36 protein-coding genes are annotated in these 24305 nt (G+C 48.7%); 16 read left to right on the top strand and 20 right to left on the bottom strand.

Going from position 1 to position 24305, the window contains the following annotated elements; all coding sequences use genetic code 11:
* Positions 1-36 precede the first annotated feature (36 nt).
* Positions 37-480, bottom strand: coding sequence for a hypothetical protein (locus tag AC5I6P_RS13005; RefSeq protein WP_495694190.1), 444 nt, complete (start codon positions 478-480; stop codon positions 37-39).
* A gap of 146 nt (positions 481-626) precedes the next feature.
* On the opposite strand from AC5I6P_RS13005, the gene AC5I6P_RS13000 reads away from it, so the two are divergent.
* Positions 627-1052, top strand: coding sequence for a hypothetical protein (locus AC5I6P_RS13000; protein ID WP_495694189.1), 426 nt, complete (start codon positions 627-629; stop codon positions 1050-1052).
* Between the two features lie 47 nt (positions 1053-1099).
* Positions 1100-1552, top strand: coding sequence for a hypothetical protein (locus tag AC5I6P_RS12995; protein ID WP_495694188.1), 453 nt, complete (start codon positions 1100-1102; stop codon positions 1550-1552).
* An 87-nt stretch (positions 1553-1639) separates the two neighbouring features.
* On the opposite strand, the gene AC5I6P_RS12990 is transcribed toward AC5I6P_RS12995, so the two are convergent.
* The 4 genes from AC5I6P_RS12990 to AC5I6P_RS12975 all read right to left on the bottom strand — a co-directional run bounded on the left by AC5I6P_RS12990 (position 1640) and on the right by AC5I6P_RS12975 (position 3458).
* Complete coding sequence (locus AC5I6P_RS12990) at positions 1640-2167, bottom strand: hypothetical protein (protein ID WP_495694187.1); 528 nt, start codon at positions 2165-2167, stop codon at positions 1640-1642.
* A 52-nt stretch (positions 2168-2219) separates the two neighbouring features.
* Complete coding sequence (locus tag AC5I6P_RS12985) at positions 2220-2582, bottom strand: hypothetical protein (RefSeq protein WP_495694186.1); 363 nt, start codon at positions 2580-2582, stop codon at positions 2220-2222.
* A gap of 104 nt (positions 2583-2686) precedes the next feature.
* The gene (locus AC5I6P_RS12980; protein ID WP_495694185.1) at positions 2687-3130 is read right to left on the bottom strand and encodes a hypothetical protein; all 444 of its coding nucleotides are present in this window, start codon (positions 3128-3130) and stop codon (positions 2687-2689) included.
* Positions 3131-3200: 70 nt separating this feature from the next.
* Positions 3201-3458 (bottom strand): hypothetical protein, encoded by a 258-nt coding sequence (locus AC5I6P_RS12975; protein ID WP_495694184.1) that lies wholly within the window; start codon positions 3456-3458, stop codon positions 3201-3203.
* A gap of 97 nt (positions 3459-3555) precedes the next feature.
* On the opposite strand from AC5I6P_RS12975, the gene AC5I6P_RS12970 reads away from it, so the two are divergent.
* Positions 3556-3678 carry a hypothetical protein gene (locus AC5I6P_RS12970; RefSeq protein ID WP_495694183.1) on the top strand — a complete coding sequence of 41 codons (123 nt, stop codon included), beginning with the start codon at positions 3556-3558 and terminating at the stop codon, positions 3676-3678.
* Between the two features lie 152 nt (positions 3679-3830).
* Positions 3831-4037 carry a hypothetical protein gene (locus AC5I6P_RS12965; protein WP_495694182.1) on the top strand — a complete coding sequence of 69 codons (207 nt, stop codon included), beginning with the start codon at positions 3831-3833 and terminating at the stop codon, positions 4035-4037.
* Position 4038: 1 nt separating this feature from the next.
* Here AC5I6P_RS12965 and AC5I6P_RS12960 read toward each other — a convergent pair whose 3' ends face one another.
* The 10 genes from AC5I6P_RS12960 to AC5I6P_RS12915 form a co-directional block, all read right to left on the bottom strand.
* Positions 4039-4455 (bottom strand): hypothetical protein, encoded by a 417-nt coding sequence (locus AC5I6P_RS12960; protein WP_495694181.1) that lies wholly within the window; start codon positions 4453-4455, stop codon positions 4039-4041.
* Between the two features lie 118 nt (positions 4456-4573).
* Positions 4574-4894: a hypothetical protein gene (locus AC5I6P_RS12955; RefSeq protein ID WP_495694180.1), complete on the bottom strand. Its 321-nt coding sequence runs from the start codon at positions 4892-4894 to the stop codon at positions 4574-4576.
* A gap of 253 nt (positions 4895-5147) precedes the next feature.
* Positions 5148-5516: a hypothetical protein gene (locus AC5I6P_RS12950; RefSeq protein ID WP_495694179.1), complete on the bottom strand. Its 369-nt coding sequence runs from the start codon at positions 5514-5516 to the stop codon at positions 5148-5150.
* 5 nt (positions 5517-5521) lie between these two features.
* Positions 5522-6934, bottom strand: coding sequence for a P-loop NTPase family protein (locus tag AC5I6P_RS12945; protein ID WP_495694178.1), 1413 nt, complete (start codon positions 6932-6934; stop codon positions 5522-5524).
* 70 nt (positions 6935-7004) lie between these two features.
* Positions 7005-7703 (bottom strand): hypothetical protein, encoded by a 699-nt coding sequence (locus AC5I6P_RS12940; RefSeq protein ID WP_495694177.1) that lies wholly within the window; start codon positions 7701-7703, stop codon positions 7005-7007.
* Between the two features lies 1 nt (position 7704).
* Positions 7705-8205 (bottom strand): hypothetical protein, encoded by a 501-nt coding sequence (locus AC5I6P_RS12935; RefSeq protein ID WP_495694176.1) that lies wholly within the window; start codon positions 8203-8205, stop codon positions 7705-7707.
* Between the two features lie 4 nt (positions 8206-8209).
* Positions 8210-8383 carry a hypothetical protein gene (locus tag AC5I6P_RS12930; protein ID WP_495694175.1) on the bottom strand — a complete coding sequence of 58 codons (174 nt, stop codon included), beginning with the start codon at positions 8381-8383 and terminating at the stop codon, positions 8210-8212.
* A gap of 86 nt (positions 8384-8469) precedes the next feature.
* Positions 8470-8796, bottom strand: a complete 327-nt coding sequence (locus tag AC5I6P_RS12925) for a hypothetical protein (protein WP_495694174.1) — start codon at positions 8794-8796, stop codon at positions 8470-8472.
* Between the two features lie 26 nt (positions 8797-8822).
* A complete protein-coding gene (locus AC5I6P_RS12920) occupies positions 8823-9032 on the bottom strand; it encodes a hypothetical protein (RefSeq protein ID WP_495694173.1) in 210 nt (69 codons plus the stop codon).
* An 11-nt stretch (positions 9033-9043) separates the two neighbouring features.
* Positions 9044-10081 (bottom strand): ParM/StbA family protein, encoded by a 1038-nt coding sequence (locus tag AC5I6P_RS12915; protein WP_495694172.1) that lies wholly within the window; start codon positions 10079-10081, stop codon positions 9044-9046.
* Between the two features lie 314 nt (positions 10082-10395).
* On the opposite strand from AC5I6P_RS12915, the gene AC5I6P_RS12910 reads away from it, so the two are divergent.
* The 5 genes from AC5I6P_RS12910 to AC5I6P_RS12890 all read left to right on the top strand — a co-directional run bounded on the left by AC5I6P_RS12910 (position 10396) and on the right by AC5I6P_RS12890 (position 15387).
* On the top strand, positions 10396-10644 hold the full coding sequence (locus AC5I6P_RS12910; RefSeq protein ID WP_495694171.1) for a hypothetical protein: 249 nt from the start codon (positions 10396-10398) through the stop codon (positions 10642-10644).
* Between the two features lie 436 nt (positions 10645-11080).
* On the top strand, positions 11081-11257 hold the full coding sequence (locus tag AC5I6P_RS12905; protein WP_495694170.1) for a hypothetical protein: 177 nt from the start codon (positions 11081-11083) through the stop codon (positions 11255-11257).
* 67 nt (positions 11258-11324) lie between these two features.
* Complete coding sequence (locus AC5I6P_RS12900) at positions 11325-11525, top strand: hypothetical protein (protein ID WP_495694169.1); 201 nt, start codon at positions 11325-11327, stop codon at positions 11523-11525.
* 104 nt (positions 11526-11629) lie between these two features.
* Positions 11630-11965, top strand: a complete 336-nt coding sequence (locus AC5I6P_RS12895) for a hypothetical protein (RefSeq protein ID WP_495694168.1) — start codon at positions 11630-11632, stop codon at positions 11963-11965.
* Positions 11962-15387 carry a bifunctional DNA primase/polymerase gene (locus AC5I6P_RS12890; protein WP_495694167.1) on the top strand — a complete coding sequence of 1142 codons (3426 nt, stop codon included), beginning with the start codon at positions 11962-11964 and terminating at the stop codon, positions 15385-15387. The genes AC5I6P_RS12895 and AC5I6P_RS12890 overlap by 4 nt, the downstream gene beginning before the upstream one ends.
* Before the next feature lie 311 nt (positions 15388-15698).
* Here the strand turns inward: AC5I6P_RS12890 and AC5I6P_RS12885 are convergent, their stop codons facing one another.
* The gene (locus AC5I6P_RS12885) at positions 15699-16847 is read right to left on the bottom strand and encodes a tyrosine-type recombinase/integrase (protein WP_495694166.1); all 1149 of its coding nucleotides are present in this window, start codon (positions 16845-16847) and stop codon (positions 15699-15701) included.
* Between the two features lie 323 nt (positions 16848-17170).
* Positions 17171-17509: a hypothetical protein gene (locus AC5I6P_RS12880; protein WP_495694165.1), complete on the bottom strand. Its 339-nt coding sequence runs from the start codon at positions 17507-17509 to the stop codon at positions 17171-17173.
* A 179-nt stretch (positions 17510-17688) separates the two neighbouring features.
* Between AC5I6P_RS12880 and AC5I6P_RS12875 the strand changes: the two genes are divergently transcribed.
* The 3 genes from AC5I6P_RS12875 to AC5I6P_RS12865 all read left to right on the top strand — a co-directional run bounded on the left by AC5I6P_RS12875 (position 17689) and on the right by AC5I6P_RS12865 (position 19884).
* Entirely contained in the window at positions 17689-18009 is a 321-nt protein-coding gene (locus tag AC5I6P_RS12875; RefSeq protein ID WP_495694164.1) for a hypothetical protein, read from the top strand.
* A 366-nt stretch (positions 18010-18375) separates the two neighbouring features.
* Positions 18376-19107, top strand: coding sequence for a sigma-70 family RNA polymerase sigma factor (locus AC5I6P_RS12870; protein WP_495694163.1), 732 nt, complete (start codon positions 18376-18378; stop codon positions 19105-19107).
* Between the two features lie 3 nt (positions 19108-19110).
* Positions 19111-19884: a DUF3102 domain-containing protein gene (locus AC5I6P_RS12865; RefSeq protein WP_495694162.1), complete on the top strand. Its 774-nt coding sequence runs from the start codon at positions 19111-19113 to the stop codon at positions 19882-19884.
* Positions 19885-19929: 45 nt separating this feature from the next.
* On the opposite strand, the gene AC5I6P_RS12860 is transcribed toward AC5I6P_RS12865, so the two are convergent.
* Positions 19930-20331: a hypothetical protein gene (locus tag AC5I6P_RS12860; protein ID WP_495694161.1), complete on the bottom strand. Its 402-nt coding sequence runs from the start codon at positions 20329-20331 to the stop codon at positions 19930-19932.
* A gap of 72 nt (positions 20332-20403) precedes the next feature.
* Here AC5I6P_RS12860 and AC5I6P_RS12855 point away from each other — a divergent pair, with 72 nt between their 5' ends.
* Positions 20404-20748: a hypothetical protein gene (locus AC5I6P_RS12855; protein ID WP_495694160.1), complete on the top strand. Its 345-nt coding sequence runs from the start codon at positions 20404-20406 to the stop codon at positions 20746-20748.
* Here the strand turns inward: AC5I6P_RS12855 and AC5I6P_RS12850 are convergent.
* Complete coding sequence (locus AC5I6P_RS12850; protein ID WP_495694159.1) at positions 20728-21111, bottom strand: hypothetical protein; 384 nt, start codon at positions 21109-21111, stop codon at positions 20728-20730. The genes AC5I6P_RS12855 and AC5I6P_RS12850 overlap by 21 nt on opposite strands.
* A gap of 75 nt (positions 21112-21186) precedes the next feature.
* Here AC5I6P_RS12850 and AC5I6P_RS12845 point away from each other — a divergent pair, with 75 nt between their 5' ends.
* The 3 genes from AC5I6P_RS12845 to AC5I6P_RS12835 all read left to right on the top strand — a co-directional run bounded on the left by AC5I6P_RS12845 (position 21187) and on the right by AC5I6P_RS12835 (position 22746).
* On the top strand, positions 21187-22122 hold the full coding sequence (locus AC5I6P_RS12845) for a DNA-methyltransferase (RefSeq protein WP_495694158.1): 936 nt from the start codon (positions 21187-21189) through the stop codon (positions 22120-22122).
* Complete coding sequence (locus AC5I6P_RS12840; RefSeq protein WP_495694157.1) at positions 22113-22301, top strand: hypothetical protein; 189 nt, start codon at positions 22113-22115, stop codon at positions 22299-22301. Before AC5I6P_RS12845 ends, AC5I6P_RS12840 begins: the two co-directional genes overlap by 10 nt.
* A 64-nt stretch (positions 22302-22365) precedes the next feature.
* Entirely contained in the window at positions 22366-22746 is a 381-nt protein-coding gene (locus AC5I6P_RS12835; protein WP_495694156.1) for a hypothetical protein, read from the top strand.
* Positions 22747-23314: 568 nt separating this feature from the next.
* On the opposite strand, the gene AC5I6P_RS12830 is transcribed toward AC5I6P_RS12835, so the two are convergent.
* Complete coding sequence (locus AC5I6P_RS12830) at positions 23315-24121, bottom strand: tyrosine-type recombinase/integrase (RefSeq protein ID WP_495694155.1); 807 nt, start codon at positions 24119-24121, stop codon at positions 23315-23317.
* Positions 24122-24305: the final 184 nt, after the last annotated feature.

Genomic DNA, 24305 nt, shown 5'->3' with positions numbered 1-24305 from the left:
GAACGAGATGAACTGTTCCTACTCTAGCAGTTATCATTACTTCCGGGGCACTACCTCCGATGTGTCCCCGATCCAAGATGCCGCCTTCTGCGCCAGATCTTTCTGCATGTCGTCTAACATGGCCTGCGATTCTGTCAGAGATATCTTGCCAACTTGAGCAAGAGAATTTGCAGAGCCAAGCGATTGCAATTGAATCGAACTCATTTTTTCGAGTTCTTGGCGAGCGCTTCCAATAGCTCCACCAACCAAATTGAAAGCCTGTCCGATCGCATTCGCTTTCAACACGGATAAAGTCATGCCATCAAGTAGCCCTTCGGACTCTTTTTGAGCCGCGCTAAACGCTCCTGATAGCGCGGCACCCATCCCCCCTCCTACGTTTGTCTGCTTCGTCAGCGCACCTAAAGACGCCCCCACTTTGCTGAGAACACCAGATGCAAAGTCTTTAGCGGAAAGGACGATCGAGACGGTTTGAGATGCCATCGGGGAAACGGGTGGAGGTTAAGCGATTGTGCGTCCTGCTGTCTTGTGTAATCAACGCCAAGATTTCATGCGTTTCCGATAACCCTTCACGATCGCGGCTCTTGTGCGGCGATATAACCAGAGTGATGATGAGACGATACTGAAGAATGTTGAAAAGATTATTTCTGGGACTGTCGATCGTTGCGGTAATTGGCATTCAAGCAGGGATTCAGCAGCAAGCGATCGCGTCAACAGTTGGACATGCTAAAGGCTTGTGCAGTTATAAGAGCGCTACGGATTCGAGCAAGAATATTGATCGCCAACCTTGCACCGCTAATTTTGGAACGGTTATGCAGCCAGAGCTTCAGCGAGATATTGGGTTTGTCCGGCTGAACTGGATGGATGGTGTGCAGACAAAAATTGTAACGACAATCTATCGCTACGATCCCGGCAACCCAGTCATTACGATCGACGGTAAAACCGCTCAAAGATACAGCGATTGTGAGGGGACCCGATACTGGGCGATCAATGGAAATCAAATCAGCTTTCGCGGGAAGTTCTTCCCACAAGAAAAATCCGAAAGTTGCGATTAATAGGGGACATAGAAGGCAGACTGTGTTGTTGCTTAAAGGGGTTGGTGGTGAACGATTCAACTAAAAAGTGGTTGGTTCGGGTTGGCGCAACGATCGGGCTGTTAGGAGCACTCACGATCGTGGTCGATACGATCGCGGGTGCTTCTATTTCGGACTCATTTAAGGGGCGATCAGAGCCTGAGCGAGCCATGCTAGAGAATGCTATACCAGGGAGCATTAATGATTTGAGTTTGCACGATCGCCTAACTGCGAAAACAATCTTTGCAACGGACAAAAACAGGCTTGACGGCACGGTTAAAGGACTTTTAGAGGTTTACAACAAGCAGTGCAGCGCTGGCAATTTCCGAGGGATGATGCAGGCGATCGGCAAGGCTCAGACTGATCCGACGGTGGACGCGCGATCGGATCTCAATGCATGGCAAAAGACGCTCACCAAAGCAGCGGTGTCAAAAGCGCTATATGCACAATGCCCAGAATCCGCAGAGGAGGATAGAGACTGATGGCAAGCATTCAGGGATTTCTTATCTACTAAATCACTAAAAGCACTCGATCGTTAACCGAGTGCTTTTAGCGCGTCAGAGATGAGGTTATGAGATCGCAGCTTCCGACTTTGAGCAGACACTTAGAACGCCTTCAACCCAGTTCTTAAAAAACTGCTCGTCAATATCTTTCACGTGATGGGAGTGTCGATCTCTCAACCACCCGCGTAAGGCTTCGTCGAGTTCTCCAGATCTCAACCACCGCAACTGCATGGTCGTGAGTTTTTCGGCGTCTTGTTCGCCCAAGGTCCTGCACCACTGCTCATGATGAGCAGCACGCCAAACCTCGTTAGTTTGATACTCTTTGATCTCCCCCCGCTGGAATGCAACTAGGTCACTGATCGCACCATCATCAACATAGTCAACCTTAAGCATTACGCAAACGCCGTCCCAACCAACGATCATTCCGTTGTCGCCAACAGAGAAATGGTACGTTATTTCTCTAACAGTCCCACTCAGGATTACTTCGCCTGAATCCTCATCGAGGATCACTTTTGAGCCAATCTGAGGCACGGCGGGGTAATCAATTCGAACACCCAAGTCACTCTTGTCTCCAAACAATTCGCAACAAACCATTTTTAATTTCTCCAAGTATTTTGAGAGGGTACTTAATCAGCCGAGTGTGGCGCTAAAAACGATCGAGATTCTGCGGTGATCTGAGCAAGTTGCGGACGTTGTGAGAGCGGAATTCGCGCTCTTCGCAGGAGATCTGAAAACGCTGAATTTCCTCACCGGTCTGAACGACGGCTTCAATCATTTCGTCCCGGTATTGCCCGTAGAACTTACCGATCGTGAAGCCTTCGTTCTGTTCAGGCAGTTTTTTCTTGATGTGGATTTTGATGGTGTCTTCGACGAGGGATAAATCGATTTGGAACTTTGAGCGATCAACATGAGGTAGAAAGTGCGAGGAAAAGCGATCGATCGTGGTGTCGAGTGATTGCATGATTCGGGTATCCTTCGTTAAGTGTTTTGTTGCGGGACAGTCAGTCATAAGCTGTCCCTTTTTCGTGGCTGCTTCTGAGTATCTTTTGCGAACAACAGGGATTGTTTAACAGAGATCGTTTGCTGAGCGCGATGATTGGTATCACTGCAAGGTTATTTGTTGCCAAGGATCAGGCGGGCACGATCGCGAGCATTGCGGCAGCGGCTGAGCGCACTTTGCGCCCGAACTCGCGAGATTTCGATTAACAATTGACCTTGCTGATGCCAGCGCTCAATCTTCCGAGCGGTTCTCAGTTGGAACAACCGGACTCGACGGATGAGACGGACTGGGACGGTACGTTCTTTTTGCACCGACAGTTCAAGTAGCCAATCCCAAGCAAGAATTGCAAACCCAATGATAGTTAGCGCGATCGCTGCTAATAGCCTGCGAAGTGGAGCCGTCGCCATCCAGCCATTGACCAACCGTTGCTGCAACGTGATGTCTTGATCAAGCTTGTTGTTTAGCCATAGTTCGCACTGCTCAATCTCGGTGGCGACGAACTGGGTGGCAATTGCAGTCTGAGTTTTAAGGTTCGATTTGAGGGTTACGAGTTGCATGATTGATTTTCCACTTGTGTAAATGTGTCGTAGTGATGCCCTAGACCCTCCAGGGCATGAAGGTTAGAAACTAGAAGGGCAGTAATTCAGCCATGAAGCAAGCTGGACGATTTGCCTTGACTGTGGCGTCGCTCCATTCCGCTCGCGCTCTCGGTTGGCAAATGCCGCGATCGTAGAAGCGGCACTGAGCGCAGGTTGCGGTAATGGGCTGTGGTGCAATTTGAACTGATATCATTTGAGTTGCCTCTTTGTGGGGTAGGGCAGCGCGTTCTTTCCGGGGCAGCGCTGCTTTTAACGTGAAAAGCGTCCTCCGGGGCGTTTCCCCCATCTGCGGACTTGAGCCAATGAGATTAACGTGTCATGGCTCCCCCGACACAAAGTAACGGGCTTCACTTGGCTAGGCTTCCTTCAGCCTGGCTAGGAACTTGCGGACTGTGACCGCTCACAGCACCCCGTTCTCCGAAGCGGGCATCACCTCCGAAGAGGCAGCGTTACCGCCGTCGGGCTTGCGCCCCTCCGAAGGTTGTCTCCCCCTCGGCATGAATTAAATATATCGATGTATACGTCGAATGTCAACAGATTTTGTATAGAAGATCTTCTGACTTTTTCGACGTGTACATCGATTAAATCTATACCTGACTGTTGCTCTTCAGGGTATACATCGGTAGGATTGATATGAATACCTCAAATGGGTGCTGCAATGCCTCGCAAAAAGCCGAATGAATCTAGCCTGAAGAATCTTGTTGATCGATCGGCTCCAGATGATCCAGGGCAGACGGAAGCGACTACTGTTCGGATTAGCGTTGATGATTTGAGATGGTTAAAGTCTTTGCCTAATGGAACGAGCTATCACGTTAGGCAAGCGGTGAAACTGTATCGAGAAAGTTTTGCTCAGCCATCGGAATGAATTAAGCCGATTGTTCAAATATGTAGTGCGATCGCTTGGCTTCGCTGATCCAAAGTCCGATGTCCGTTTGAGCGTTCCAAAATTGCTGCAACTCATCGCGCCGTTTCTGCGGTAGTGGCTTCGAGAGTTTCTTCCAGCTTGACTGCTTTGTACGATTGGCTTTGCCAAGCTCCAAAGGATCGCAAACGTTCCATTTCCAAGCTGAATCAGGGTAGCTCTTGTAGGGCGGTGTCCAAAAGAAAATCGATTCTTCTCCGCTTTTGCCAACAGCTTTGAACTGGATGCCCACGATCGGCATAGGAGATTGAGGCAGGTTGTAGCAAGCAATTTGCACTGTTGGGTCTCCTATTTTTTGCGGCGTTTCTTCGCTGTTGAGACTGGTTCTGTAGCTCGCTCTAAGATGCGTCGCAGCACCCATATTGTTGAACCGTGGTCGAACTTCACCAGATGATGCAGCGGCATCGAGTAGGGCGGCGGCTAGATGGTTCCTAAACTGCCAATCTGAGTTTGAACCCGATCGCCTACTTTGAGTTCACTCATGCCGCCTCCGCCTCCAATTCTTTGAAATGGGCGATCGCGTCGTTGACAGAATCTTCCAGGCTCACAAACGGCTTTTCTAACGCATCTGGATCGTAGGCATACGAGTTTGTGACCAACGACAAAAGCGGCATTTTGGGGCGGCTCCGAACAATGAAATAGACATCCTGTGCCATTTCACCAACAGTCGGATCAAGTTCGATCAAAACTTGCCATTCACAGGTATCGAGCATTGAGAATGTCATTTTTCCACAACTGGAATGCGCGATCGCTTCGGCAGCAACGAGGAGTAATTCATTCGGAATTTCAGCGTTAAACATGAGCATTTCCTAATAGTTTGAGAGAGCGATTGTAGATTGCCCTAATTTCATAATGTTTCATGATGGGGGCTCATGACGCTCATGGCACTCCTGACGCGCTATCATGGCGGATTATCATGACCCATGATGACGTTACATCAACGCTTTCAGCTTCTCTCATGATACTCATGACGCTCATGACATGATACTCATGACGGGCTATCATGACCCTCATGACCCCTCTAAGAACCGCCATCATGAATCATGAGCAGAGTCATGAACTGTTAGCAGAAAGCTCTAACAGCCGCATCAACATTTGATCGTCATTACTGCAAGACTCAACATATTGAGCGAACACAAGCGGAGAGCGTTTTGCTCCCTGACTGCGATATCTGGTTGGGAATTGAATCGGCTTGGCGATGATTTTCCAGATGTGCCCTTCATAGGGGAAATATTCGCCTAGTTGTGGTGGAAGATTGAAACCTAAAAGGTACTGCCCGCTGATACCGGACAATGCAATCACCGGCGATCGCTCCTTCATTTGCTCTGGCACAATTAGGACGCACAAAGACCACAATCTAGGCTGCTTGATTTTGTACGGCTTCGAGTGTGAAACGACCTCGATTAATTCTTGGAAATCCATGATTGTTACCAGTTGAAATCATCGTCGATTGAAGGGGCGATCGCGGAATAATCATCGCCATCAGCCTGAATAAATCTGCCTTCTCCAAGCTTGGAAAGGAGCGCTCGGATCTTCTCAACATCAGTTTTTTTGATCGCTGAGATTGAGGACTTAAGCTGATGCGCTTTGAACGTCTTCTCAGGCTGCTTATTGAGGAATTCGACCACCTTGCAAGCAACCTCAATCGATTTCTCATTCCAACCGGGGAAGGCATTCTTCAAGCCGATCGCCGTTGTTCCTTGCTGCTCTGTCCCCGACTCTTCGACTTCATGCTCAGCAGACGGCAGGTTAAACATGCGATCAAGGTCTTGCGGCGTTGATGCTGGCTTCGGTACGGATGGCTGAGGGTTAAGGGGTTCTAAACCAGCATTTTCAGAATTGCAAGTTGCCGCAGAAACTAGAGCCGCGATGTCTGCAACTTTCCCATCAATGATGCAGGGGCGATCGTCCTTAGAGATATCCAGTCCAGCATCCGCCGCCTGTTTCTCAGCAAAACCTTTTAGATAGACGTAGCTGAGGTTATCCCGTAAGCTCCCCTCTCCCTCGATTCCGAGTGTCTTAACCTCTTGCCCTTGAGCCAACAGAATCAGCCTCACACGGCTTGTGCGACCCGCTCGAATGATGAACTTCAGATCCTTCACCACGTCCAAATTTAAGTCTTTGCAGCCCGCGACAAAGGTCGGGACTTCATCCAAAATCACGTTGATAGGTCCAAACGAATCATCGCCCGTGCGGTTCATCTCAGCTTCTCGATCTCTCACGATCTTGGACAGGCCCGCAATGTTTTCTGCGATCGCGGCGAAGTCGTAAGGAACGCCAATCACCTGCATCCCTGCAAAGTCTTTTGGCTTTTTCTTGGGAGTGATGACGATGGTTGCCCCATCCAGAAATCGTCCCAGTTTCTCAGCGAGAAATGATTTACCTGCTCCAGTTTTGCCGAGAAGCAGCAAGTGCGGGAAATCGTCATAGACGGTGTTTAAGTTGCTCCAATCGAATAACTTGGACTCTGACGAAGTGACGGGGATAGTGAAGGACGGAACCTCGATCGCGCCTAATCTCGTATTTTCGCTGGGTAAATATCTGGGAGCGTCAGCGGGGATGTTAGAAGGGCGGCCTTGAAGATCATCTCTCAGTTGTTGCCCTAATCCTGAACTACCGTCAACGCTACTCACAAGCCCTGTAATCTTCAGAACCGCGTAACCCCAAAGTGACGCGCCAATTATCGGACTTACGCCGATCGTTGCCATTCCTCCAACAATCAACGTCGCGACCTTGAGCAGCATCACGCCCCCATCATCAGGTTCAGATGCAGTGACGCTTAAGTTTCCGATCTGATGGACGACGACGGGTTCGGTGTTCTGACTTACAATTTTAGACATGCTTAGAAGCTCCCAGAAGTTTCAAAGTTAGGAGCCTACCCTTTGCGCCACATCGGGTAGGCTCCGTTAGTTAGCGGCGAATCGCGGCGAAGATGCGATGAACCGTGAGAACGAATTTGAATAGAATTTCAATCGCGAGGATTGAGCCGACCATCAAGCCAAATTGAATCCAGAGAATCTTGCCCACTTCAAGAAGGGGGAAGTCTTTAACGATTGCTGCCCATTCCCCTTGGTAAGGCATGTAGTGAAACAAGTTCACCACCAACTCTAGGAGGTATGCGATCGCGGCAAACTTCGGTAAATTGTCAAAGGCGGTGATCAGCCATTCCGACAGCTTCCTTTGAAACTCATTTTCTTTGGGGTTACTCGAATCCGGTTCTCGTTGGCTCTTGATCCAGTCGATGATTCCAGCGTAGACCGGCGGAATCGCCAACAGCATCGGGGTCACTTGGATCAGGTTCACGATGAACCAGAGCGCAACACCCAAGGCATTTAGCAGAAACCACTTCAGGAACGAGAAGACTAAGCCGAGGATCGGAATCAGAGTCAGAGCTTTGTAGAAAGATGACAGCGCAATCTCATTCCCGATCGCATTGCCAACCGCAATCCAAGGTGTAGCACTGTAGAAAGCGAGAACACCCACGATCGCGTAAACGCTGAACTCAAGAACTTTTAGAAGCAGGCGACGCCGTTTCTGGTTCTTCTCCCTGTGCTCATCCTCAACCACATAGTCAGCGTCGAAGTCGTAGTGGGTTTGATTGTTGCTCATGTTATTGACCTATCAACTGTTTGAACTCTGAAAGCTTGCTAGGAGCGACTCGGTAGATCTGACCGATGAAACCGTCTTGACCAACTACGGCTGTGTCCCCGTGGATGTTGCAAACCACGACGCCAGAGGGCATGGGGCGAACGCCGTTGATTGGGTTTCCTTTTCCGTCAAAGCGCTTAGTCTTGGGGTCATTGGGGAAGGATTCAGGATCAAAAACGCGAACCTTCTCATCAAATCGAATCGGCTTGTTGTTCCGAGTGCTGCGAATCGTCACACAGCCTAGACTCGCTCGCTTCATCGCCAAATCGGTTTCTGTCTCTAGCTTCTGACCAAAGGTTTCCTCTTGGCTGACAGCTTGTTGCTTGGCGATCGCCGTCGAGTGCTTCTCGTTCTGCTGAGCCTGAAACCGGAGAATTCCCGCTCTGTCGATTACACATCCAGCTAGGATTGCAACGACTAACACACCCCTATAGAGTGTCTTCTGTGAAATCGTGTGGCTCATGCCGTCACCGTCCCAAAAGAACTGTGATTTGCCGCCGAATTTCGGGAAGTGTTCTCGCTGTGTAGACCGGCGTTTGTGCGTAGTGATTAACGAGTTGATACTTTCCGGTACTCCCTGCCAGCGTGAGGGGGGAGTTAGTTAACAAGTTTTCGATCGCTTTGCGGTTGAGTGTTGTCATAATGAGGAGTCCTCGAATGATTTAGCGGTTGTTTGTGGGATGAAGCCAGTCCTAACCGTCGTAAGTGGGGGCTGGCTTTCGCATAACTAAGGGTGCGATTTGTCGTCGCTCATCACTCCCCGAATCAGTCGCTGCTGACGATCGAGCTTTTCAATTTCGTCTTGTGGCAGTGACTTCAACCGTTCCGTCAGAACGGCAGCAACGGCTTGCAAAGTTTCAGCAGCATCGATTCGATCGCTTGGCGTAACTGAATTCCGACGATCAACAAAGCCATCAAAATGCCGTAGCTCAACTTTTGCTCCGGTTGCGACAGACATTGAAATACTTGAACAAAGCAACGCCAGATCAACGATCGGAAGTGTTTTCCAGTTGTGCTTGTAGAAGTTAGTGATCTGGATGTACATTTCAGGCATCTAAAAATTCTCCAAAGGGCGATCAGCTATTCTGACCAATCAACAACCCCACTGAAATCGTCTTCAGTGGTTTTTGCTTGAGGTGGCGCTGATGCGAGTATTTGAGGCACATGGCAAGGGACAATCCAGCAATTAAGAATGTGTTCCAGGGCAGCACGCGGATCGTCTGTACCAAGTTGCAGGGCTATTGAGTTGATTAAGTTCTGATGATGCTTTTGAGTGATTGAAAGTCTCACTTCAACTCCTCCTAAGCACTTCTCAGTGCAACTTGGAACAAGCCTTTAGCATTTAACCAACGGGCGTTTTGAGGAACGGCGATTCCTTTCTTAGCAAGAATCTGAGCTATTCCCGGTAAGCAGCTCCCACCTCCCACAGCAACGATCGCGGTAGCAGCAGGGACGCGAGTTTCAGTTGCTTTCACAAAGGGCTTAAATCCTTGCTCAAACCATTGAGGCAACGCTTTTAGGTATGCCTCTCTAAAATTCCATTCAGTCCGACGAGTACCGTAGGAGAAATCGCCTTTCTCAATGCCAGTGCGAATGAGATGTCGATCACCTGGTTGCTTGAGATAGTTTCTCACCGAGTCAGAAATTGCGATCGCGTCAATCAGGCTTTCAACACCCGCAGTAGGGGCATAGTCGCGAAATGACATTTGCAAGCCGTTGAATGCGCTAACGATCGCGGTTCCGTTGCCAAGGTCGTAGACCAGTGCATTCGTGAAATCAAACTCACTTCGCAGCGTAATAGCAACCCCCGCACCTTCTTCAAGCACTTTTGCGACTTTGATCGTGACGGTCGATCGCTTCCCTGCAATCATGGCGGTGTGGGTGCCTTCAAGCGCTGCCTTAATTGCAGATCCAAACACTTTGCCATCATGCACTGAAGCGCAAACTGACAAGTCCCAAGTAGGGCGGTAAGCATAGGTAGAGAGGGCACTAAGCAAGAGTTGTAGGCATAGCTGAGGCTTACCATCTTTGCTGTCGGTGACGCGTTGAATGGCGGTAGGTGATTGGTAGTAAGCATTGATGCCCCCGATCCACTGCTTCCCGATTAAGTCAGCGCGATCGCCGTCGAGATATTCCACATAGCCTGAATTAACATGTGAGGCGCGTTCCGAGAGCGGTAGAACATAACTTTCGAGCAGCGTTTCACCTAGAGATGAGTAGAGTTTTACGGCTCCGTTGCCTACGTCTAGACCTAATGCCACAAACTGGCTAGAGGTGTCAGGGGCAGTCAGGCTGAGACTTGCTTTTTCAGCTTCATTTGACCGAACTAGAGTATTCATTTGGCTGAAATCCTTGCTGGATGAAGAGTTGATGCAGATTTAGCTGAAACGGCAGCTTTTGCCGTGATCTGTCAGGTTTAGTCTTGCTGTGTCCTTGCCTGACACAAATCAATATAACTACGCTTTCATTCAAACGCAATACTTTTGAAGACAGAATTACTTATCATTCAAAAGTATTGCGTTTGACTTTAAAGCTTTATTTAGCAAGGGTTCTACCTCAGAAATAGAGTAGAACCTTCATAAGTTAAGCTAATAATCAAAAGTATTGCATTTGAATCAGCGTCTCAGATAGGATGTTCGTTGTCTTGTTAAATATGGAGGTAGCTACCGTGATGCTGTTTGAGATGCCCAGAAAACCTGTTAGTTATCGATTCGACGAGCGCGTAATTGAGGCGATTAAACAACTTGCCGATCGCACTGGAATGACACCTAATGAGTATCTGGAATCTCATCTGTTTCAACACGCGAAGATTCAAGGCGTTATTTCACCGGATGCGGAACCGCTAGGGGAAACTCGCGGTGGGAAACGTCCTGGAGCAGGGAAAAAGAAAATTGAAGATTAAATAGCGATCGCGCATCGAAAGTGGCTTGAAGCCCGTTTGAAATCCCAGCGATCGCGGTACCGATAAACGGATCAAGTGAACCGCAGTAACAGCCCGTTCAGATTCCCAAAACATCAGTGTTGTTCATTTTGTCGGTTTAATGCTCAACACTAGATATAGAAATCACCTTTAACGATCGCGTACGAATTGCTTAACTGGTACACGTGTATATTTTCTAATAGTGCAATATTTGATTTTTTGTCAGTTTTTGACAAAAAATTAAACGCTGCAATCTTTGCGCCATCTGACACGTGTTGATTTTGAGCTATTAGTTAATGTAATCGTCAAATTTTGCAAAAGGCGATCGCGAGCTTCTAGAAAATCTTTTCAAATTAGGGGTAGACGATTTTTAAAAAGCCGTTACCATAATACCCATCGCTATATATAGGTTGACGTCATGAGCAACGAAATTAGCTTGCCGCCTGGAATCCAAATCAACTTGTACGGGACGCGGCGCGATCGAGAACTCTTGCACCGCGCCGCGCGTGCTCGTGGTATCAGTGCAAGCGCTCTGGTTATGCAGTGGGTGCGATCGCTGGAAGTTGAGGACCGGCGATCAGTCGAAACCAGTTGAAAATTTCAGCGTAGATTAGATTCGCTTTGGCAGATTAAAGTAGCTGCATTGTAGGAGGGGACGACAGATGAAGCGACCACGCGCAAAAAAGGGCGAGGAAATGAAGCCGCATCAAGTCAACGCACATTTGACAGATCGCGACTACAGCCGCTTGCGATCGCTGATGGCTCAAATGAATGTGCATCGAGCGGCACTCACTAACCAAGCGATCGTTGAATTCCTCGATCGGCACGCACCCACAATTGAAAAACCTCCCGAAGCAGTTTAGCTACGAGAGGTTTCGATTTTTTCCATTTTCAGCGTTTCTGTCGGCAAACTCGACGCTGAAACTCAATTCCACCTATATGCCCAGGAAGGGCGGAGGCTTATTTGATGACAAGGACAAATTTAGATCAAAAATCAAAAACTGTCAATCAAGGTCAGTTTGAGCGAACCAAAACTGTTCAGACACAAAAAAATTGTAGCACAAGCTCCAACCCTAGGCAGCTAGGTCTTTTCACAGAATTTACACCGGATCTTGTGATCGATCGTGTTGAGCGCCCAGAATTTGAGGGTGAGCGTTTCTATCTTTGCTTCGGGGGCTGGACTCTAAAGTTTGAGCTAACGCGAAACGAGGCTTATCGAGCGATCGAGTTACTTGGCAGCGATCGTGATGCTGCGTCAATTTGGAACGCGATCGAGCAAGCGATCGATGGGGGTGAAGCATGAGCTATTCCCCTCAGTTCCAAACAGCACCTAGCACAATTTACAGCACAAACCCAGGAATTCAGGCAACGATTGAGGCTCTACTAACGCTGGGGTGTCCTCCGATTCCGGTTGCACCGAAGCAAGACCCGCGTAAGGAGGACTGCCATCATCAGCATTTTGCAATCGAGCGGTTTAAGGGTGCTAATCCACGCCAGCCGGAAATACAGGGTAATTTTTGCAGAATCTCACAAACGTCTGTAGGTGGTGATAAGGCCTTCGTCAAAGGCGACTACTGCCGTCTTGACGAGAATTTGCAGCCGATCGGGCGTATCACCGGGAAAAACCCCAGTTACCTAGGTCTCGACGGGAAGCCTCGGACGCTGAATCACAAGTCTTACCAAGATCGGCAACCTACCGAACGAGAGTTGAGAGAATGGTTTGCCAATCCCAATACAGGCGTAGGGACGCTTGGTGGGCATTCTGGAGTAGATTGGCTGGACTTTGACGCAAAGAACTATTCGAGTCAGGGAGAGTGCGATCGCGCCGTTCAGACACTCATCGACGCTCACGGGTTGACCACAAGTTGGATTGAGAAGACTGGATCAGGTGGCTATCGGATTGCGGTTTGTCCTCAAGAGAAGCCGACTTTTACAAACTTTGCGACCGAGCCAAATGGTCGGCATGTTGGTGAGGCTTTGTTTGAGGGGCGATTTACCGTCCTCGCTCCAACGATTCACCCGAACGGGAACACCTATGAGCGAATCGGTTGGGGTGAGCCTGTCGAAGTTACAAAGTTGGAAGACATTGGGATTTATCCAACGCAGGACGAGAAAGCCAATCACGAGCGCAAACAGAAACGATCGCAGAATCCAACCGGCTCCAAGCCGACCGACCCAGCTAGTAACCCCTGGGACATTCGGAACTTCTCAGAGTACCTCATCGGTTATCGGGTAGAAGGCGATTGGATTAACTGCAAATGTCCCGCCCATGATGGAGTGAGCGATAACTCGCTGCACATTCGCGTTGACACTGGAGCGTTCCACTGCTGGCAAGGGTGCGATACGAAGCGGATTTATCGGGAGGCTAAAGCGATCGCCGCCGCCAGTGGCTACACCTTTCCGACTGGAGTAGGTTTTGGAGCATCAGAGCGCGATTCGCAGAACCAAGCTTCAAGGGAGCGCTTGATTAGCAGCCGTAAAGCTCGGTTCATGCAATATTGGGATGGGCTGAAACGAGACTTCCAGCTATCAAGTGTGATTCCTGGTGTTGATCGCCAAATTGAGTACGAGGGCAACTGTCCAGAGCTTGAACTCTACACAGATACAATTTGCGTTTCGGGTTGGCTAGGGGCTGGCAAAACCGAGATGGTGCTGCGATCGCTTGCACCCTTCAAAGATGAGCGATCGATCGTTGCCTCGACACCTTTGAACGGATTAGGACGACAGTTCGAGAAGCGGGCTGAACGGATGGGCTTTGACGCACGCCAGTATCAAGGCGATGTCGGAATTCATCGGATGATGCTTCATGCAGACCAAAAGACTTTGGTGATCATGTGCCCCGACAGTTTTAAGCCTTATGCAACTGGTGAACTTAGCTGGAGCATGAAAACGCTCGTAATCGACGAGTTCGCAGGGATTCGGAAGGGGTTATCTTCTAAATCCGAGAAGGACGAGTTTTTCAGAGCGATCGCAGAGTGCGGACAGCTTATTGTGGCTGATGCGTTTCTGAGTGATGCAGACATCGCCCTGATTCGTAAGCACAGAAGCGGCTCAATCGCTCTCTACCGACAGAAGGCGGAGAAGTCACCCGTCAAAATCCATTGGATTGAAACGCGCAACCGAGAAGGGCAAATTGCATTTCGGCATGATGCGGTCTACTTTGAATTACTGCGAAATTGGATCGGCTCTGAAGTTGGCAGAATCGCGATCGCGGCTGACTCAATCACAACAGCAAAAGCGATTAAAACCTTCGCAGAGCAATTGACTTATCCCGATGGGCGATCGCCTAGAGTTTGGATTGCTTGTTCAGAAACGCCGGAAGAGAACGCTTCTTTCATGCCTGATCCAGACGGAATCATCCAGAGCAAGAGTCAGCCAATAGACGTGGTGGTTTACACGCCCACTGCAAAAAGCGGTCTAGACATTCAAGCGCCGTTCGATCGCGGGTTGCTGATCAGTTGTGGCGTTTTGTCCCCAACGGATATGCTGCAAATGCTCGGTCGCTGCCGTAAGTGCTCTGAGTGGTTTGTTTCGGCTCCGCGATTTGCAGACGCAGGTCAAGACGCACCACTGCTAGATCGGGCGAAAATCAAGCGATGGATTGGGCGAATTACCGAAAGCTTTGAGGAACTGGGATTTAACGCACCCAAATCGCTGCAAGGCTGGGGACTGTGGGAATCGCTCACGAAAGAGATTGAGCGGCAATTCAACAGTGAGTATATTCAAGCCTTGCTGAACGAATATTTTGAGTCGGTCGAAACAGTCGAGATTGATTCCGGCAGCGTGATGGAGTGGCGCAGTGCGATCGCAGCCGTCAAAAATCAGGATGCTGAAAACACTCTGAACGGAAATCTAGAAAACGGGCGACGGCTCAAAGCTCAGAAGAAACAACCCTCTAAGAACTCTAAGGTTTGGGATCTGAAGCTGGCTGAATATCACGAGAAGTTTCCGAAGCTGGCTGAGAAGAATGTGTCTGATTTCCGTGAGTTAGACGAAAAATGGCGTTCGCTGCGTGAGCAGATGGGCTACTGTCCTAGTGTTGATTTGGAGGAGTCCAGACAAGACTCTCTAACGCTCTGCAAAATTATGAATTCTCGAAGGGCAGAGAAATTAAAAAATTGGGTGCAAGCGATCGAAAATAATCCTCAAGACGAAATTGACTTGAGCGACTTGATGCGATCGCAGAAGATCAATTACAACTCGCCAGCGTTCAAGGCACGGCAGAATATCGAATTGTTTCGATCTCTTGGGCTCACTCAGCTTGTAAAACTTCAATCTAAGAGTCGCGAACATCTTGTAGCGGACGAGACGGCATTCCGAGCAAAATCACCCATCATTGGTGAACTTTACGAGGAGTTTCAGCGCGATCGCAAACTCAGAGCACTATTCCCTCTGATTGAATGTTTGGAGGATTTCTGGAGCGCGATTAAGAAGTGCCTTAAGTCTTTCGGATATCAGAACTTTGGAGCAACTGCGCGTGTTAAATCCGAAAAAGCTCACAAGTGTGGGCACGATTCCAAGGGGAACCAACGTGAAGCAAAATCCGAAGCAGCCTACTTTGTTGGCTGGCTGCTAATGGAATGCAGTGGTAACGCTTATTTTCAAGAAAACTTTGAATTGATTGTCGAAGCCATCCGCGATCGCGTCGTTGCAGAACGAGAGGAGCGGCGGAAATGGCGCGATCGGGCGGACAATTCACCACCGGAGTATGAGGCGGCGGCTTAACTGAATTGAATCAACCCCTTACACAACGCCACTCACACACAGTTGCTAGTTTTACTATGCCGACAGAACACAGATTTTCTGAATTAATTGAAGTGATCAGCCAAGAACAGCTTCTGAGTTACCTGGATTGGAAGCTTACTAAGATGTGGGAGCAAATTCGTCTGAAGAATGACCCGTTTGCTTGGATCAATGGTGTTCATTATTTTCAGCCCGTTGAAGGCGGAAAGATAACGTTTAACAAACGCATGGTCGAAGTGTGGTTAGTCGCTAAATGCCAGCGGGATTCGCAGAGGCACCTAAACGCGATCGCGCTATTCCAAGCTTCCGTTCCCGGCGCTGCTACCACTCGTTCCCGAAAAAACATCGCCTAGAAGCTCTGGAAGCCTCTTGTTGTTTGGGATGTAGTCTGCGTAGTGTTCGTAAATCATCTTCAGGCTAGTGCGAGTGTACTTCGCAACTGTTAACGGGTCTTCACCCTGGGAGAGCCAATAGCTGATCAGCGTGTGGCGTGTGCTGTTTGGCTTCCGATAGGGGATGTTCAAATCGTCTAGAACCGTCTTCCATGCTCGGTTTCGGAAGTTCGCATCATCCATGTGCTTTCCATGGCGGCGCGACGGAAATATCAGCAACTTGGGATCAGCATTCATCGGACGGCGCTTAGTCAGCAATTGCTGAAGGCTTTTGCTAAGCGGGACAAAGCCCGCTTTCCCTGCTTTCAACTCTTTGTCATGCCCTCGGTAGAAGGCTTTACCGAACCAAATCTGTGAGCAATCGTCGGTTACGTCTTCCCAGGTCAACGCGATCGCTTCTTCAATGCGGCAGCCGGTAGACAGCATGAACTCAACATAATCCGCGTAATAGCTGTATTCAGGATGAGTCCGAAAACCTTGAATGATGGCGCGAATCTCCCCAATCGTAAAGGGTTGTGGCTTCTTGACTTTCCCACGTGGAACTCGCTTCACTACTTCCACCCAAGGGTTATCAGTAACCATGTGCCGTGTGATTGCCCATGCCCATGCAGATTTAACGTCAGTCAATTGCTGCTTTAAGGTGATGGGAGCAAGCTTTTCAGCTAGGTAGCCCTTGAACGCCTCACAGTCCGCAGGCGTTAGATTTCCAGCGTAGCGTTCTCGAAAGTGGGCTTTTAGATTGCTCAAAAGCCCAGAGTGCTTACTGAGCGTCTGCTGGGCGACCTGCCCGCGCCTGCTTTCGATGTATTTCTCAAATAGCTCATAGACCTTGATGGGCGTTTTGCCGTGGCGCTCCCCACGATATTTAAGCAAGCTGGCGTCAAACATGCCGTACTCAATATCGCGCCCAATTTCGGCGGCTTTCATCTGCGCGATCGCTCGGTTAGTTGGGGTATCAGGCAGCCCTAAAGCAAGACAATACCGCTTGCCCTCAAATCGCCATCTCAGGCGCAAATTCCCTTTTAAGTTTTCAATATTGACGTTAGCCATAGGGTGGGTATGCCCTCCGAACTCACCGGAATTGACTGTACCCAATCCTATACCCAACGAGCGCTGGAAGCCGCATTAAACCGTATTAGAACGAACGATCATACCCAGGCTCATACCCAGGATTTTAAGATCTCTTGAAACGACAAAAGCCAGTCAATGACTGGCTTTCCGTCTATCGGAGCGACAGGATTTGAACCTGCGACCCCTACTACCCCAAAGCAGAAGCAGTAAGGCTGCAAGCTAGATTTAACAATGGTTTTGAAACTTTGTAAAACGTAAGCTCCCTACTTCACCCCAGTAGTAAGCGTGCTCGCCAACGCTGGCTAGAAAATGTAGCGCACTTTGCGTCCGTGCCCTGCGTCGATGCGTTGTTGGCAATAAACTCTGATTGCCTCTAAATCGACGCCTGTAAGCGTGATTGCCTCCGCTTGCTGTAGATGTTGCTTTGTGGCACTTGCAACGACGCTCTGAACCTGAGAGCGCCCCATTTGAACGCCACTAATTTCCGGGCGATCGCCAAATAACTTTGAGATGGGATGCTGACCCAACCGCTTCAGATAATCGAGATCTACTTTCAAGACTTCATCGACGATCGCAAACATCCCTGCGAGGTGAAGCATTTCAGCAGAGTCTAGGTCAGCTACAGCCGCAATCAGAGTCATAGGGCAACCTTCAGAAACTATGACAAATTTTCCCCAGTCTACGCCTTTAGACAGATGAACTACCGAAAGTCTTAATTGTGTGAAGCGCTCTTTTTGTTACCCTCACACTCTTTCACCATCCCTTCATCTAACCAACACAATTCAGCAGCGTGAATGCTAGGGCAGTCTGTAGCGCTGCCATGACTCACAACACCAGTCGAATTATTTCTGAGCTAGAAGAATTAGACATTGCCATCCGCACCCTGATCCATGCTTACCGTCATATGAACGAATGCACGGAAGAGCAGTTAGAGAAAACACTCGCTCGCATCAACACGATCACCATTCTGTACGGCAACATCTTCACCCAGTTAGCCGAGGTAGAGCAGCAATCTCTTCGGGACCTAAAACTACGGAAGCTGCTGATTCCAGCCGAGTTTGAAGGGGCGTGGTACGTAACTCGTAGTCATCCGCAAACTGAGGACAGAGGAACTGATCTACAGTTCGTCCCCAATCGTTGAGCACGTCCACTCGAACTTTAATGACCCAGAAGCGGGAATAACGAGGAACGGTGCAGGGATAGATTTCAACGACGGTGAGCAGGTACAAGTCTTGCCTTCGGGCCCACAGCCAAGCTCGATCTTTTGGGACCACAATCGCCCCAATTTGAAAGTTTTCTCGACGCATAATCTCAGGTATAAGTGACGACCAGCCCCATTTTTGCCGAGGTTTAATAGTTTTTTAAGTATTCTGCATCTCTTTACGTATTGCTCATGATTCAAACCGTAAAAACCTAAGTATTAACCCTTTATAGTTTGTAGTTTTTTATAGCCAAACTATACCTACAGATAGAGAAGATTGAGCTTAGGAAAGATTGAGCGTTTAACATGACTAAACAATCGCTAGAAGCGTTGTTTTGGGAGTATTTTGAAGCACGACAAACCGGGACAAAAACCGAGTCCGCAATTCGACTGAGAAATCAGCTTGTGGAACAAAATATTGGGCTGGCTCGTGAAATTGCTCACCGCGCCGCTTCCGAATGCCCAGAGCCGTATGAAGACTTAGAGCAAATTGCTGCGATCGGCCTAATTCGCGCCGTCGAAAAGTTTGACCCCAGCACGGGCAACGCCTTCAGCTCGTTCGCGGTGCCCTACATCAGAGGCGAGATTCAGCACCACAATCGCGATCATGGCTATAGCGTGATCAAGAAGCCACGTCGAGGCATTGAGCTAGTGTCGCGGGTGAGACGTGTGCAGCGTAAGTTAAAAGCGCAAGGCGCTGATATCGACGAATCGCAAATTGTGCGCGGACTCAACATTACTGAGTCAAAATGGCGCGTGGCCTGGGATGCCTACAATTTGCCACCCGTGAGCAATCTCGATGAATCGCTCAATGGTGAAGATGACATCGGCGGCATTGTCAAAATTGACTATTCCTGGTTTAAGTCTTCAGTTGCTCGCATTCGCGAGCCGATTCAAAGTGTGCTGATTGAGAAGCATATCTCTGACATGACTGAGGCGGCGATCGCCAAGAAGCGCAAAGTCACGGTGGAGCAAATTAATCTCTGGCTAGAGCAGGGAATGCAGCAGTTAAAGAAAGCAACAGGTAAAGAGGGTTGAGCAATGACAGTCGAAGTAATGCCACAAAGTTTTAATTATGAGGTGCTCGATCTAGAGACTCGTGTTGTCGTGCAGCAGCGAACGAGCGAAATTCGCTCTCTCATGAAACGGACTGCCCAAGATGCCATTGAAATTGGGCAGAAGTTGCGTGAGGTAAAAGCTCGCTTAGAGCATGGCTGCTTTGGTGATTGGCTGAAGGGCGAATTTCAATGGGGCTGGCGAACCGCTAACAATTACATTGCAGTGGCTGACAAATTCGCAAATTTTGCGAATTTAGACACAATCGCCACTTCTGCACTTTACCTATTAGCCTCGCCATCAATGCCAGATGAGGTGAAAGCAGAATTTTTAGAGCGGGCAGGCGCTGGCCAGCCAGTCACTCATCAGCAGGTTAAAACGGCGCTCTATTCGTCCAAGAATCAAAGTGCTGCCAAGAAACTGGAGCCAGGTGAACAACACATCGTGACTGAGAAAGAAAATCCCTACTATGGGCAATCGGTCACAGTCGATCGCGCAGATGGTGAATTTGTCTATTGCTCGACTCCAGACGGCACAACTCAGCCGCTGCTTCCCGGTTGGCTGGGAGAGCAGCCGCCAGAGAAGCCCAAGTCGGAACCAAAAATCGACCAGAAGACCCAACTGCTAGATAGTTTAGAATTCACGGTCGGAGTGAAAGATCTGCGGATTGAAATTTTAGAAGCGTGGATTCGCCGTGCCGTCGATGAGGGTGAATTGCCAGAAGATTTATATCTGGAAGGTTTAGAGCTGCTGACTTAGGAGTATAAATAGAGCTGATTAGCATCTGTGTCACCAGATGCTTTTTTATTTACCAGTTTTGAGCGGTGGCAACGGGCACGACAAAGACCTGAGATGCACCACTTCTTGTTCGAGTCTAGCGATCTTCCGATCGTGGATCTCGAAGCTGGTGTTGACTGCCTCACTGAAATTGTTGATCGCTGCCTCCAGTTTTACTAAAGCTTGGTGGTGGTCCTTCTGCGCCACCACCAATTGATCGAGCAGTTTCTCTTGCCCACCCTGCAATGACTCGACAAGTTTAGTCACGAGTTCAGATTCTTGTTTCTCCTTCTGAGAGAAGGCTTCAAAGCCCTTTTGTAGAACCAGCATGAGTGCAGCGCCAGCAATGCCCCATCCTGCTTGGCCAGGAATATCAGGCGTGGTGTGGGGTGCTTGTGATGTGGCCTGAATGAGGATGATGGCTTGCATGGCGATGAGTTGGGCGATTTGCTTTAGGTTTCCTTCTGGGAATTCTTCAGAAAATCTTCAGGATTTATTTTCATGGAATTAAAAGACTATCCTCAAGCCATCGCACACCAGCAGAGCGAGCTGCTGATATCAGAGCAAGCTGCACGGCACTGGCAATCGCAAGTCGACCACGCTATCGCAGGCATTGACCATGCGATTGCCTTCGATAAATCACTAACGAATGAAGCACAGCGCAAAGCTGCCCGTGCTCAACTGATGGCACAACCGGATCTGCAAACGGCGCTCACGACGCTGCAAACATCCCAAGATCAGAAAACGGAACGGGCGATCGCGCTCGAACTATTGAGAAATCAATTCTCCGTGGCGAAGTTGGCCGAGCGCAGGCACATCGCCCAATTAGAGGCGAGCATTGCTTAGTCCGCAGATGCGGTCGGGGCAGTCGAGGCAAGATGTCTTGGAGGGGTGAATCTGGCAGCGCGATTTGCTTAAAAAGATGCAGCTCTGCTTCTGCATCACGGTTTTCAATGAAGCTTTGGCTGATTGATCGAAAAAATGCTCTTCATCAAAGGCACGGCGAAATTTACCACTAGCTTGGTCTGAGCCGACCAATAAGACAATGCAAGTGAGTATCAAACCGCTTTCCTGACGATTGCTGAGCAGGGCATTATCAAAGCCAAATTTCAGCAACAGGTGAACGATCATCAGCCCGACTGCGCTGACGGTCAGGAGGTAGAGCACCAAGCAAGTGTTAAACCAAACATCGGATGGCGATTTCTGCATCGGCTTACTCAAATTCGATTCACCATAGTACCCGTGAAGCAGGAATCCTACCCGCAATAAGTTGGGCGAATTGCTGTGGAATTACCTCTCAATCAGATTTTGCTAGGCGATGCACTGGGTGTGCTAAGAACCTTACCGGATAACTCGATCGATGCCTGTGTTAGTAGTCCTCCTTATTGGAACTTGAGAAACTACGGCGTTGTGGGTCAGCTTGGTAACGAACCAACAATGGGCGAGTATATTCAGTCAATTGTTGCTGTGTTTGCAGAAGTGAGGCGAATTCTTAAACCTCAAGGTACTTGCTGGGTGAATCTAGGGGATACTTACGCTTCTGCATCGGCAACGACTCGGCGCAATGTCGTGGGGAATGGACCGATTAAAAAGGGCACACATCGCCCTAACCGCTTAACCGATGGGCTGAAGGAAAAAGATCTCTGCATGATTCCCCATCGCACAGCGATCGCGCTGCAAGATGGGGGCTGGTATGTACGGCAAGACCTAATCTGGCATAAAAGCAACGCCATGCCAGATCCAACCCGCGATCGTTGCTCTAGATCTCATGAATACATTTTTCTACTGGCCAAATCTAAAAAATATTTCTTCGACCAAGAAGCTATTAAAGAGAAGTGTTTATCTGGTATCCGAACCTGCTCGAATAAAAAATACGACGGGCAGAAAGGGATGAGCGGCAAAGATTTGGGGCGATATGTTCGCCGCGAAACTCGGATTAAAAGATCGGTTTGGACGATTGCCACGAAGCCATGTAAAGAAGCTCACTTCGCCACATTCCCGATCGATCTTCCAACACTCTGCATTAAGGCTGGCTCGCCCGAAGGTGGCATAATTCTCGATCCATTTATGGGCGCAGGCACAACTGCTCTGGCTGCCCTGCAATTAAATCGCAACTTCATCGGCATTGAACTCAATCCCGAATATCGTCAAATCGCACTCGATAGGCTGCGCCTAGCTCCAAAGGATCGCATCGGCAAGGTAGAAGCATTATGTTGTTAAGCCTAATTGTGGTGGCGACTTATTATCTGCTCATCGGTTTCTCAATCGCAGAAGCGATCAATTCTCAGCCAGCCGATTGGCGAGAGCACCCCAGCGAATTAATTATCTATGGGCTGATTGTCCTGCTCTGGTTTCCGGTTGCATTGGTCCGCTTATACCGACATTTTTTCATCGCTTAAAAATAGTTGGTTCAATATTCAATTTGGATGGCATCATGTAGCGGTTCCCCTATGAATGACAGTCATGAGCGCATCAGCAGAAGCCGTTAAACTCGTTTTAGGTTTCATCACCGTCTTTAATAGCCAACAGGATACGATCGGAAAGCTCACCGCCGAAAACGCTCAATTGAAGCAAGACCTGCTGAAATTGCAGGCAACACTAGCAGAAGCGATGCAGAATGATGCTGCTGATGCAACCGCGATCGCAGATATCAAAGAGCAACTTCGGTCGAAGCAAATCGAGTTTGACTTGTTCCAAGCTGGCATTAATGAAAAACTTGCCAGTGAAGCTGCTAACGAAGAAGAATTTGCCGCCGCAATGGAAGAACTCAGGAATCAGATTGAAGTGTTGAGCAAGCCAGTGGAATTGCAGCCAGAATCGCAGCCTGAGCTACAGCCTGCCTAAAGTTTTAGATTTGACCAGCCAGCTAACGCCATAGTGTCAGCCGCGATTTCTCCGTCGCGGTTTTTTACAACTACACTGCACGCGGTTGATCTGGTTTGAAAGTGTTATGGATTTGCTGATTTGGTTTGAGCGAGGATTGGCACGCCCCAGCTAGCTGGGGCTTTATTTATGGCAATTTTGAGATTAAGCCAGAACTGTTAACTATGCAATTTATTGTTAATTGTGCAATTTCAGAATTGTAGTTGTTCACATTTTGGTCAGTTAGTTTAAATGTTGTAAATGCACACTCGTAATACAGTTTTACCAAAATCCTTACTCAGCAAGGCTTTTCGGTTTTGTATAATATGTAGTCTTACTAAAGTACCAAAATTATTTTAAGTTAGTCACAATTTGGTCAGTTAGTTTAATGTTCAGTAAATGTTGTAAATGTTGTAAATGCACATTCGTAATACAGTTTTACCGAAACCCTTGCTGTGAAAGGATTTTCGGCTTTGCATAACAAAATAATTTTACTAAAGTACCAAAATTATCTTAAGTTAGTCACAATTTGGTCAGTTAGTTTAAATGTTCAAAACTCCAAATAATCATTGGCACATTGATCAGGGAACGACTCAAGATAAAAATTTGTGGTGGCAATGCTTGCATGTCGAAGTGTGTCTCGAACCACATGCAATGGCGCTCCCGCTTCGATCGCATGGCGGGCATGAGCATGGCGCAGCCAGTGCAAGCTAATTTTTGGGTTTAGTCCTGCATTCTTCACCGCTCGCTTGATAATGTTGTGCCCTTCCCGGCGAGTGAATGGGAAAGGTTTAGATCCTGCACCCCCTAAAACTTGCAATTGTCGCCACACCGACTGGGGAACCATGACCGACGCCACTTTCCCACCCTTGCCGCAAATACTCACCTGCACTTTTCCATCTGACCTAACTGTGAAATCTTCCCAATTGAGAGCACAGGTTTCACTGGCACGGGTGGCGATCGCATAGGTCAGCAGCAAGAATAATCGATCGCGCTCTGAACTGGCAGAAGCAATTAGTTTTGCAACATCCTCCTTCGACAGAATTCGCCCTGCCAAGTTGGTGCTGGTCTTAGGTGGCTTGATTGCAGCCGCAATATTCATCCCAATATGCTGCTGCTCAGTGGCAAAGGCAAACAGCGACTTCACCACATTAAGTTTGCGAGTGCGACTCGAATCTTTCAGATTGCGACCCTGCAAATGAGTCGAGAAGCCTTGCAACGTTTCTAGAGTAATGTCAGCTAAAGGACAGTTCGCAAAATTAAGGAACTGCCCTATATCGAGTTTGTAACTCTCGATCGTTCGCTCTGCTCTGCCGTGGAGCCATAGGGCAATGATGTCGGCGTCGGTGCGTGGCATTGGCAATCCTAGAATGGTTGCCTCAAGCATTCCTATAGCAGAACAACCTAAGTGCAGTTAGGGGAACGACAATGCCAGCAATAGCACCTTCAGCCCGCTCTCTAAGCGGCTTCTACCCCTCTAAAACGAACCGCAAATAGAAAGACCGCAAACCGCAAATAAAACGCCAGATCGCTCTTCCTGT

Source organism: Myxacorys sp. (assembly GCF_059501405.1).
The sequence above is the reverse complement of the archived record's forward strand: the minus strand, read 5'-3'. Positions and strand labels throughout refer to the sequence as shown.

Bases quoted from the DNA above. Each gene is read 5' to 3' on its own strand.
- AC5I6P_RS13005 (WP_495694190.1), bottom strand. From the start codon at position 480: ATGGCATCTCAAACCGTCTCGATCGTCCTTTCCGCTAAAGACTTTGCA.
- AC5I6P_RS13000 (WP_495694189.1), top strand. From the start codon at position 627: ATGTTGAAAAGATTATTTCTGGGACTGTCGATCGTTGCGGTAATTGGC.
- AC5I6P_RS12990 (WP_495694187.1), bottom strand. From the start codon at position 2,167: ATGGTTTGTTGCGAATTGTTTGGAGACAAGAGTGACTTGGGTGTTCGA.
- AC5I6P_RS12985 (WP_495694186.1), bottom strand. From the start codon at position 2,582: ATGACTGACTGTCCCGCAACAAAACACTTAACGAAGGATACCCGAATC.
- AC5I6P_RS12980 (WP_495694185.1), bottom strand. From the start codon at position 3,130: ATGCAACTCGTAACCCTCAAATCGAACCTTAAAACTCAGACTGCAATT.
- AC5I6P_RS12975 (WP_495694184.1), bottom strand. From the start codon at position 3,458: ATGGGGGAAACGCCCCGGAGGACGCTTTTCACGTTAAAAGCAGCGCTG.
- AC5I6P_RS12965 (WP_495694182.1), top strand. From the start codon at position 3,831: ATGCCTCGCAAAAAGCCGAATGAATCTAGCCTGAAGAATCTTGTTGAT.
- AC5I6P_RS12960 (WP_495694181.1), bottom strand. From the start codon at position 4,455: ATGGGTGCTGCGACGCATCTTAGAGCGAGCTACAGAACCAGTCTCAAC.
- AC5I6P_RS12955 (WP_495694180.1), bottom strand. From the start codon at position 4,894: ATGTTTAACGCTGAAATTCCGAATGAATTACTCCTCGTTGCTGCCGAA.
- AC5I6P_RS12950 (WP_495694179.1), bottom strand. From the start codon at position 5,516: ATGGATTTCCAAGAATTAATCGAGGTCGTTTCACACTCGAAGCCGTAC.
- AC5I6P_RS12945 (WP_495694178.1), bottom strand. From the start codon at position 6,934: ATGTCTAAAATTGTAAGTCAGAACACCGAACCCGTCGTCGTCCATCAG.
- AC5I6P_RS12940 (WP_495694177.1), bottom strand. From the start codon at position 7,703: ATGAGCAACAATCAAACCCACTACGACTTCGACGCTGACTATGTGGTT.
- AC5I6P_RS12935 (WP_495694176.1), bottom strand. From the start codon at position 8,205: ATGAGCCACACGATTTCACAGAAGACACTCTATAGGGGTGTGTTAGTC.
- AC5I6P_RS12930 (WP_495694175.1), bottom strand. From the start codon at position 8,383: ATGACAACACTCAACCGCAAAGCGATCGAAAACTTGTTAACTAACTCC.
- AC5I6P_RS12925 (WP_495694174.1), bottom strand. From the start codon at position 8,796: ATGCCTGAAATGTACATCCAGATCACTAACTTCTACAAGCACAACTGG.
- AC5I6P_RS12915 (WP_495694172.1), bottom strand. From the start codon at position 10,081: ATGAATACTCTAGTTCGGTCAAATGAAGCTGAAAAAGCAAGTCTCAGC.
- AC5I6P_RS12910 (WP_495694171.1), top strand. From the start codon at position 10,396: ATGGAGGTAGCTACCGTGATGCTGTTTGAGATGCCCAGAAAACCTGTT.
- AC5I6P_RS12905 (WP_495694170.1), top strand. From the start codon at position 11,081: ATGAGCAACGAAATTAGCTTGCCGCCTGGAATCCAAATCAACTTGTAC.
- AC5I6P_RS12900 (WP_495694169.1), top strand. From the start codon at position 11,325: ATGAAGCGACCACGCGCAAAAAAGGGCGAGGAAATGAAGCCGCATCAA.
- AC5I6P_RS12895 (WP_495694168.1), top strand. From the start codon at position 11,630: ATGACAAGGACAAATTTAGATCAAAAATCAAAAACTGTCAATCAAGGT.
- AC5I6P_RS12890 (WP_495694167.1), top strand. From the start codon at position 11,962: ATGAGCTATTCCCCTCAGTTCCAAACAGCACCTAGCACAATTTACAGC.
- AC5I6P_RS12885 (WP_495694166.1), bottom strand. From the start codon at position 16,847: ATGGCTAACGTCAATATTGAAAACTTAAAAGGGAATTTGCGCCTGAGA.
- AC5I6P_RS12880 (WP_495694165.1), bottom strand. From the start codon at position 17,509: ATGACTCTGATTGCGGCTGTAGCTGACCTAGACTCTGCTGAAATGCTT.
- AC5I6P_RS12875 (WP_495694164.1), top strand. From the start codon at position 17,689: ATGACTCACAACACCAGTCGAATTATTTCTGAGCTAGAAGAATTAGAC.
- AC5I6P_RS12870 (WP_495694163.1), top strand. From the start codon at position 18,376: ATGACTAAACAATCGCTAGAAGCGTTGTTTTGGGAGTATTTTGAAGCA.
- AC5I6P_RS12865 (WP_495694162.1), top strand. From the start codon at position 19,111: ATGACAGTCGAAGTAATGCCACAAAGTTTTAATTATGAGGTGCTCGAT.
- AC5I6P_RS12860 (WP_495694161.1), bottom strand. From the start codon at position 20,331: ATGCAAGCCATCATCCTCATTCAGGCCACATCACAAGCACCCCACACC.
- AC5I6P_RS12855 (WP_495694160.1), top strand. From the start codon at position 20,404: ATGGAATTAAAAGACTATCCTCAAGCCATCGCACACCAGCAGAGCGAG.
- AC5I6P_RS12850 (WP_495694159.1), bottom strand. From the start codon at position 21,111: ATGCAGAAATCGCCATCCGATGTTTGGTTTAACACTTGCTTGGTGCTC.
- AC5I6P_RS12840 (WP_495694157.1), top strand. From the start codon at position 22,113: ATGTTGTTAAGCCTAATTGTGGTGGCGACTTATTATCTGCTCATCGGT.
- AC5I6P_RS12835 (WP_495694156.1), top strand. From the start codon at position 22,366: ATGAGCGCATCAGCAGAAGCCGTTAAACTCGTTTTAGGTTTCATCACC.
- AC5I6P_RS12830 (WP_495694155.1), bottom strand. From the start codon at position 24,121: ATGCCACGCACCGACGCCGACATCATTGCCCTATGGCTCCACGGCAGA.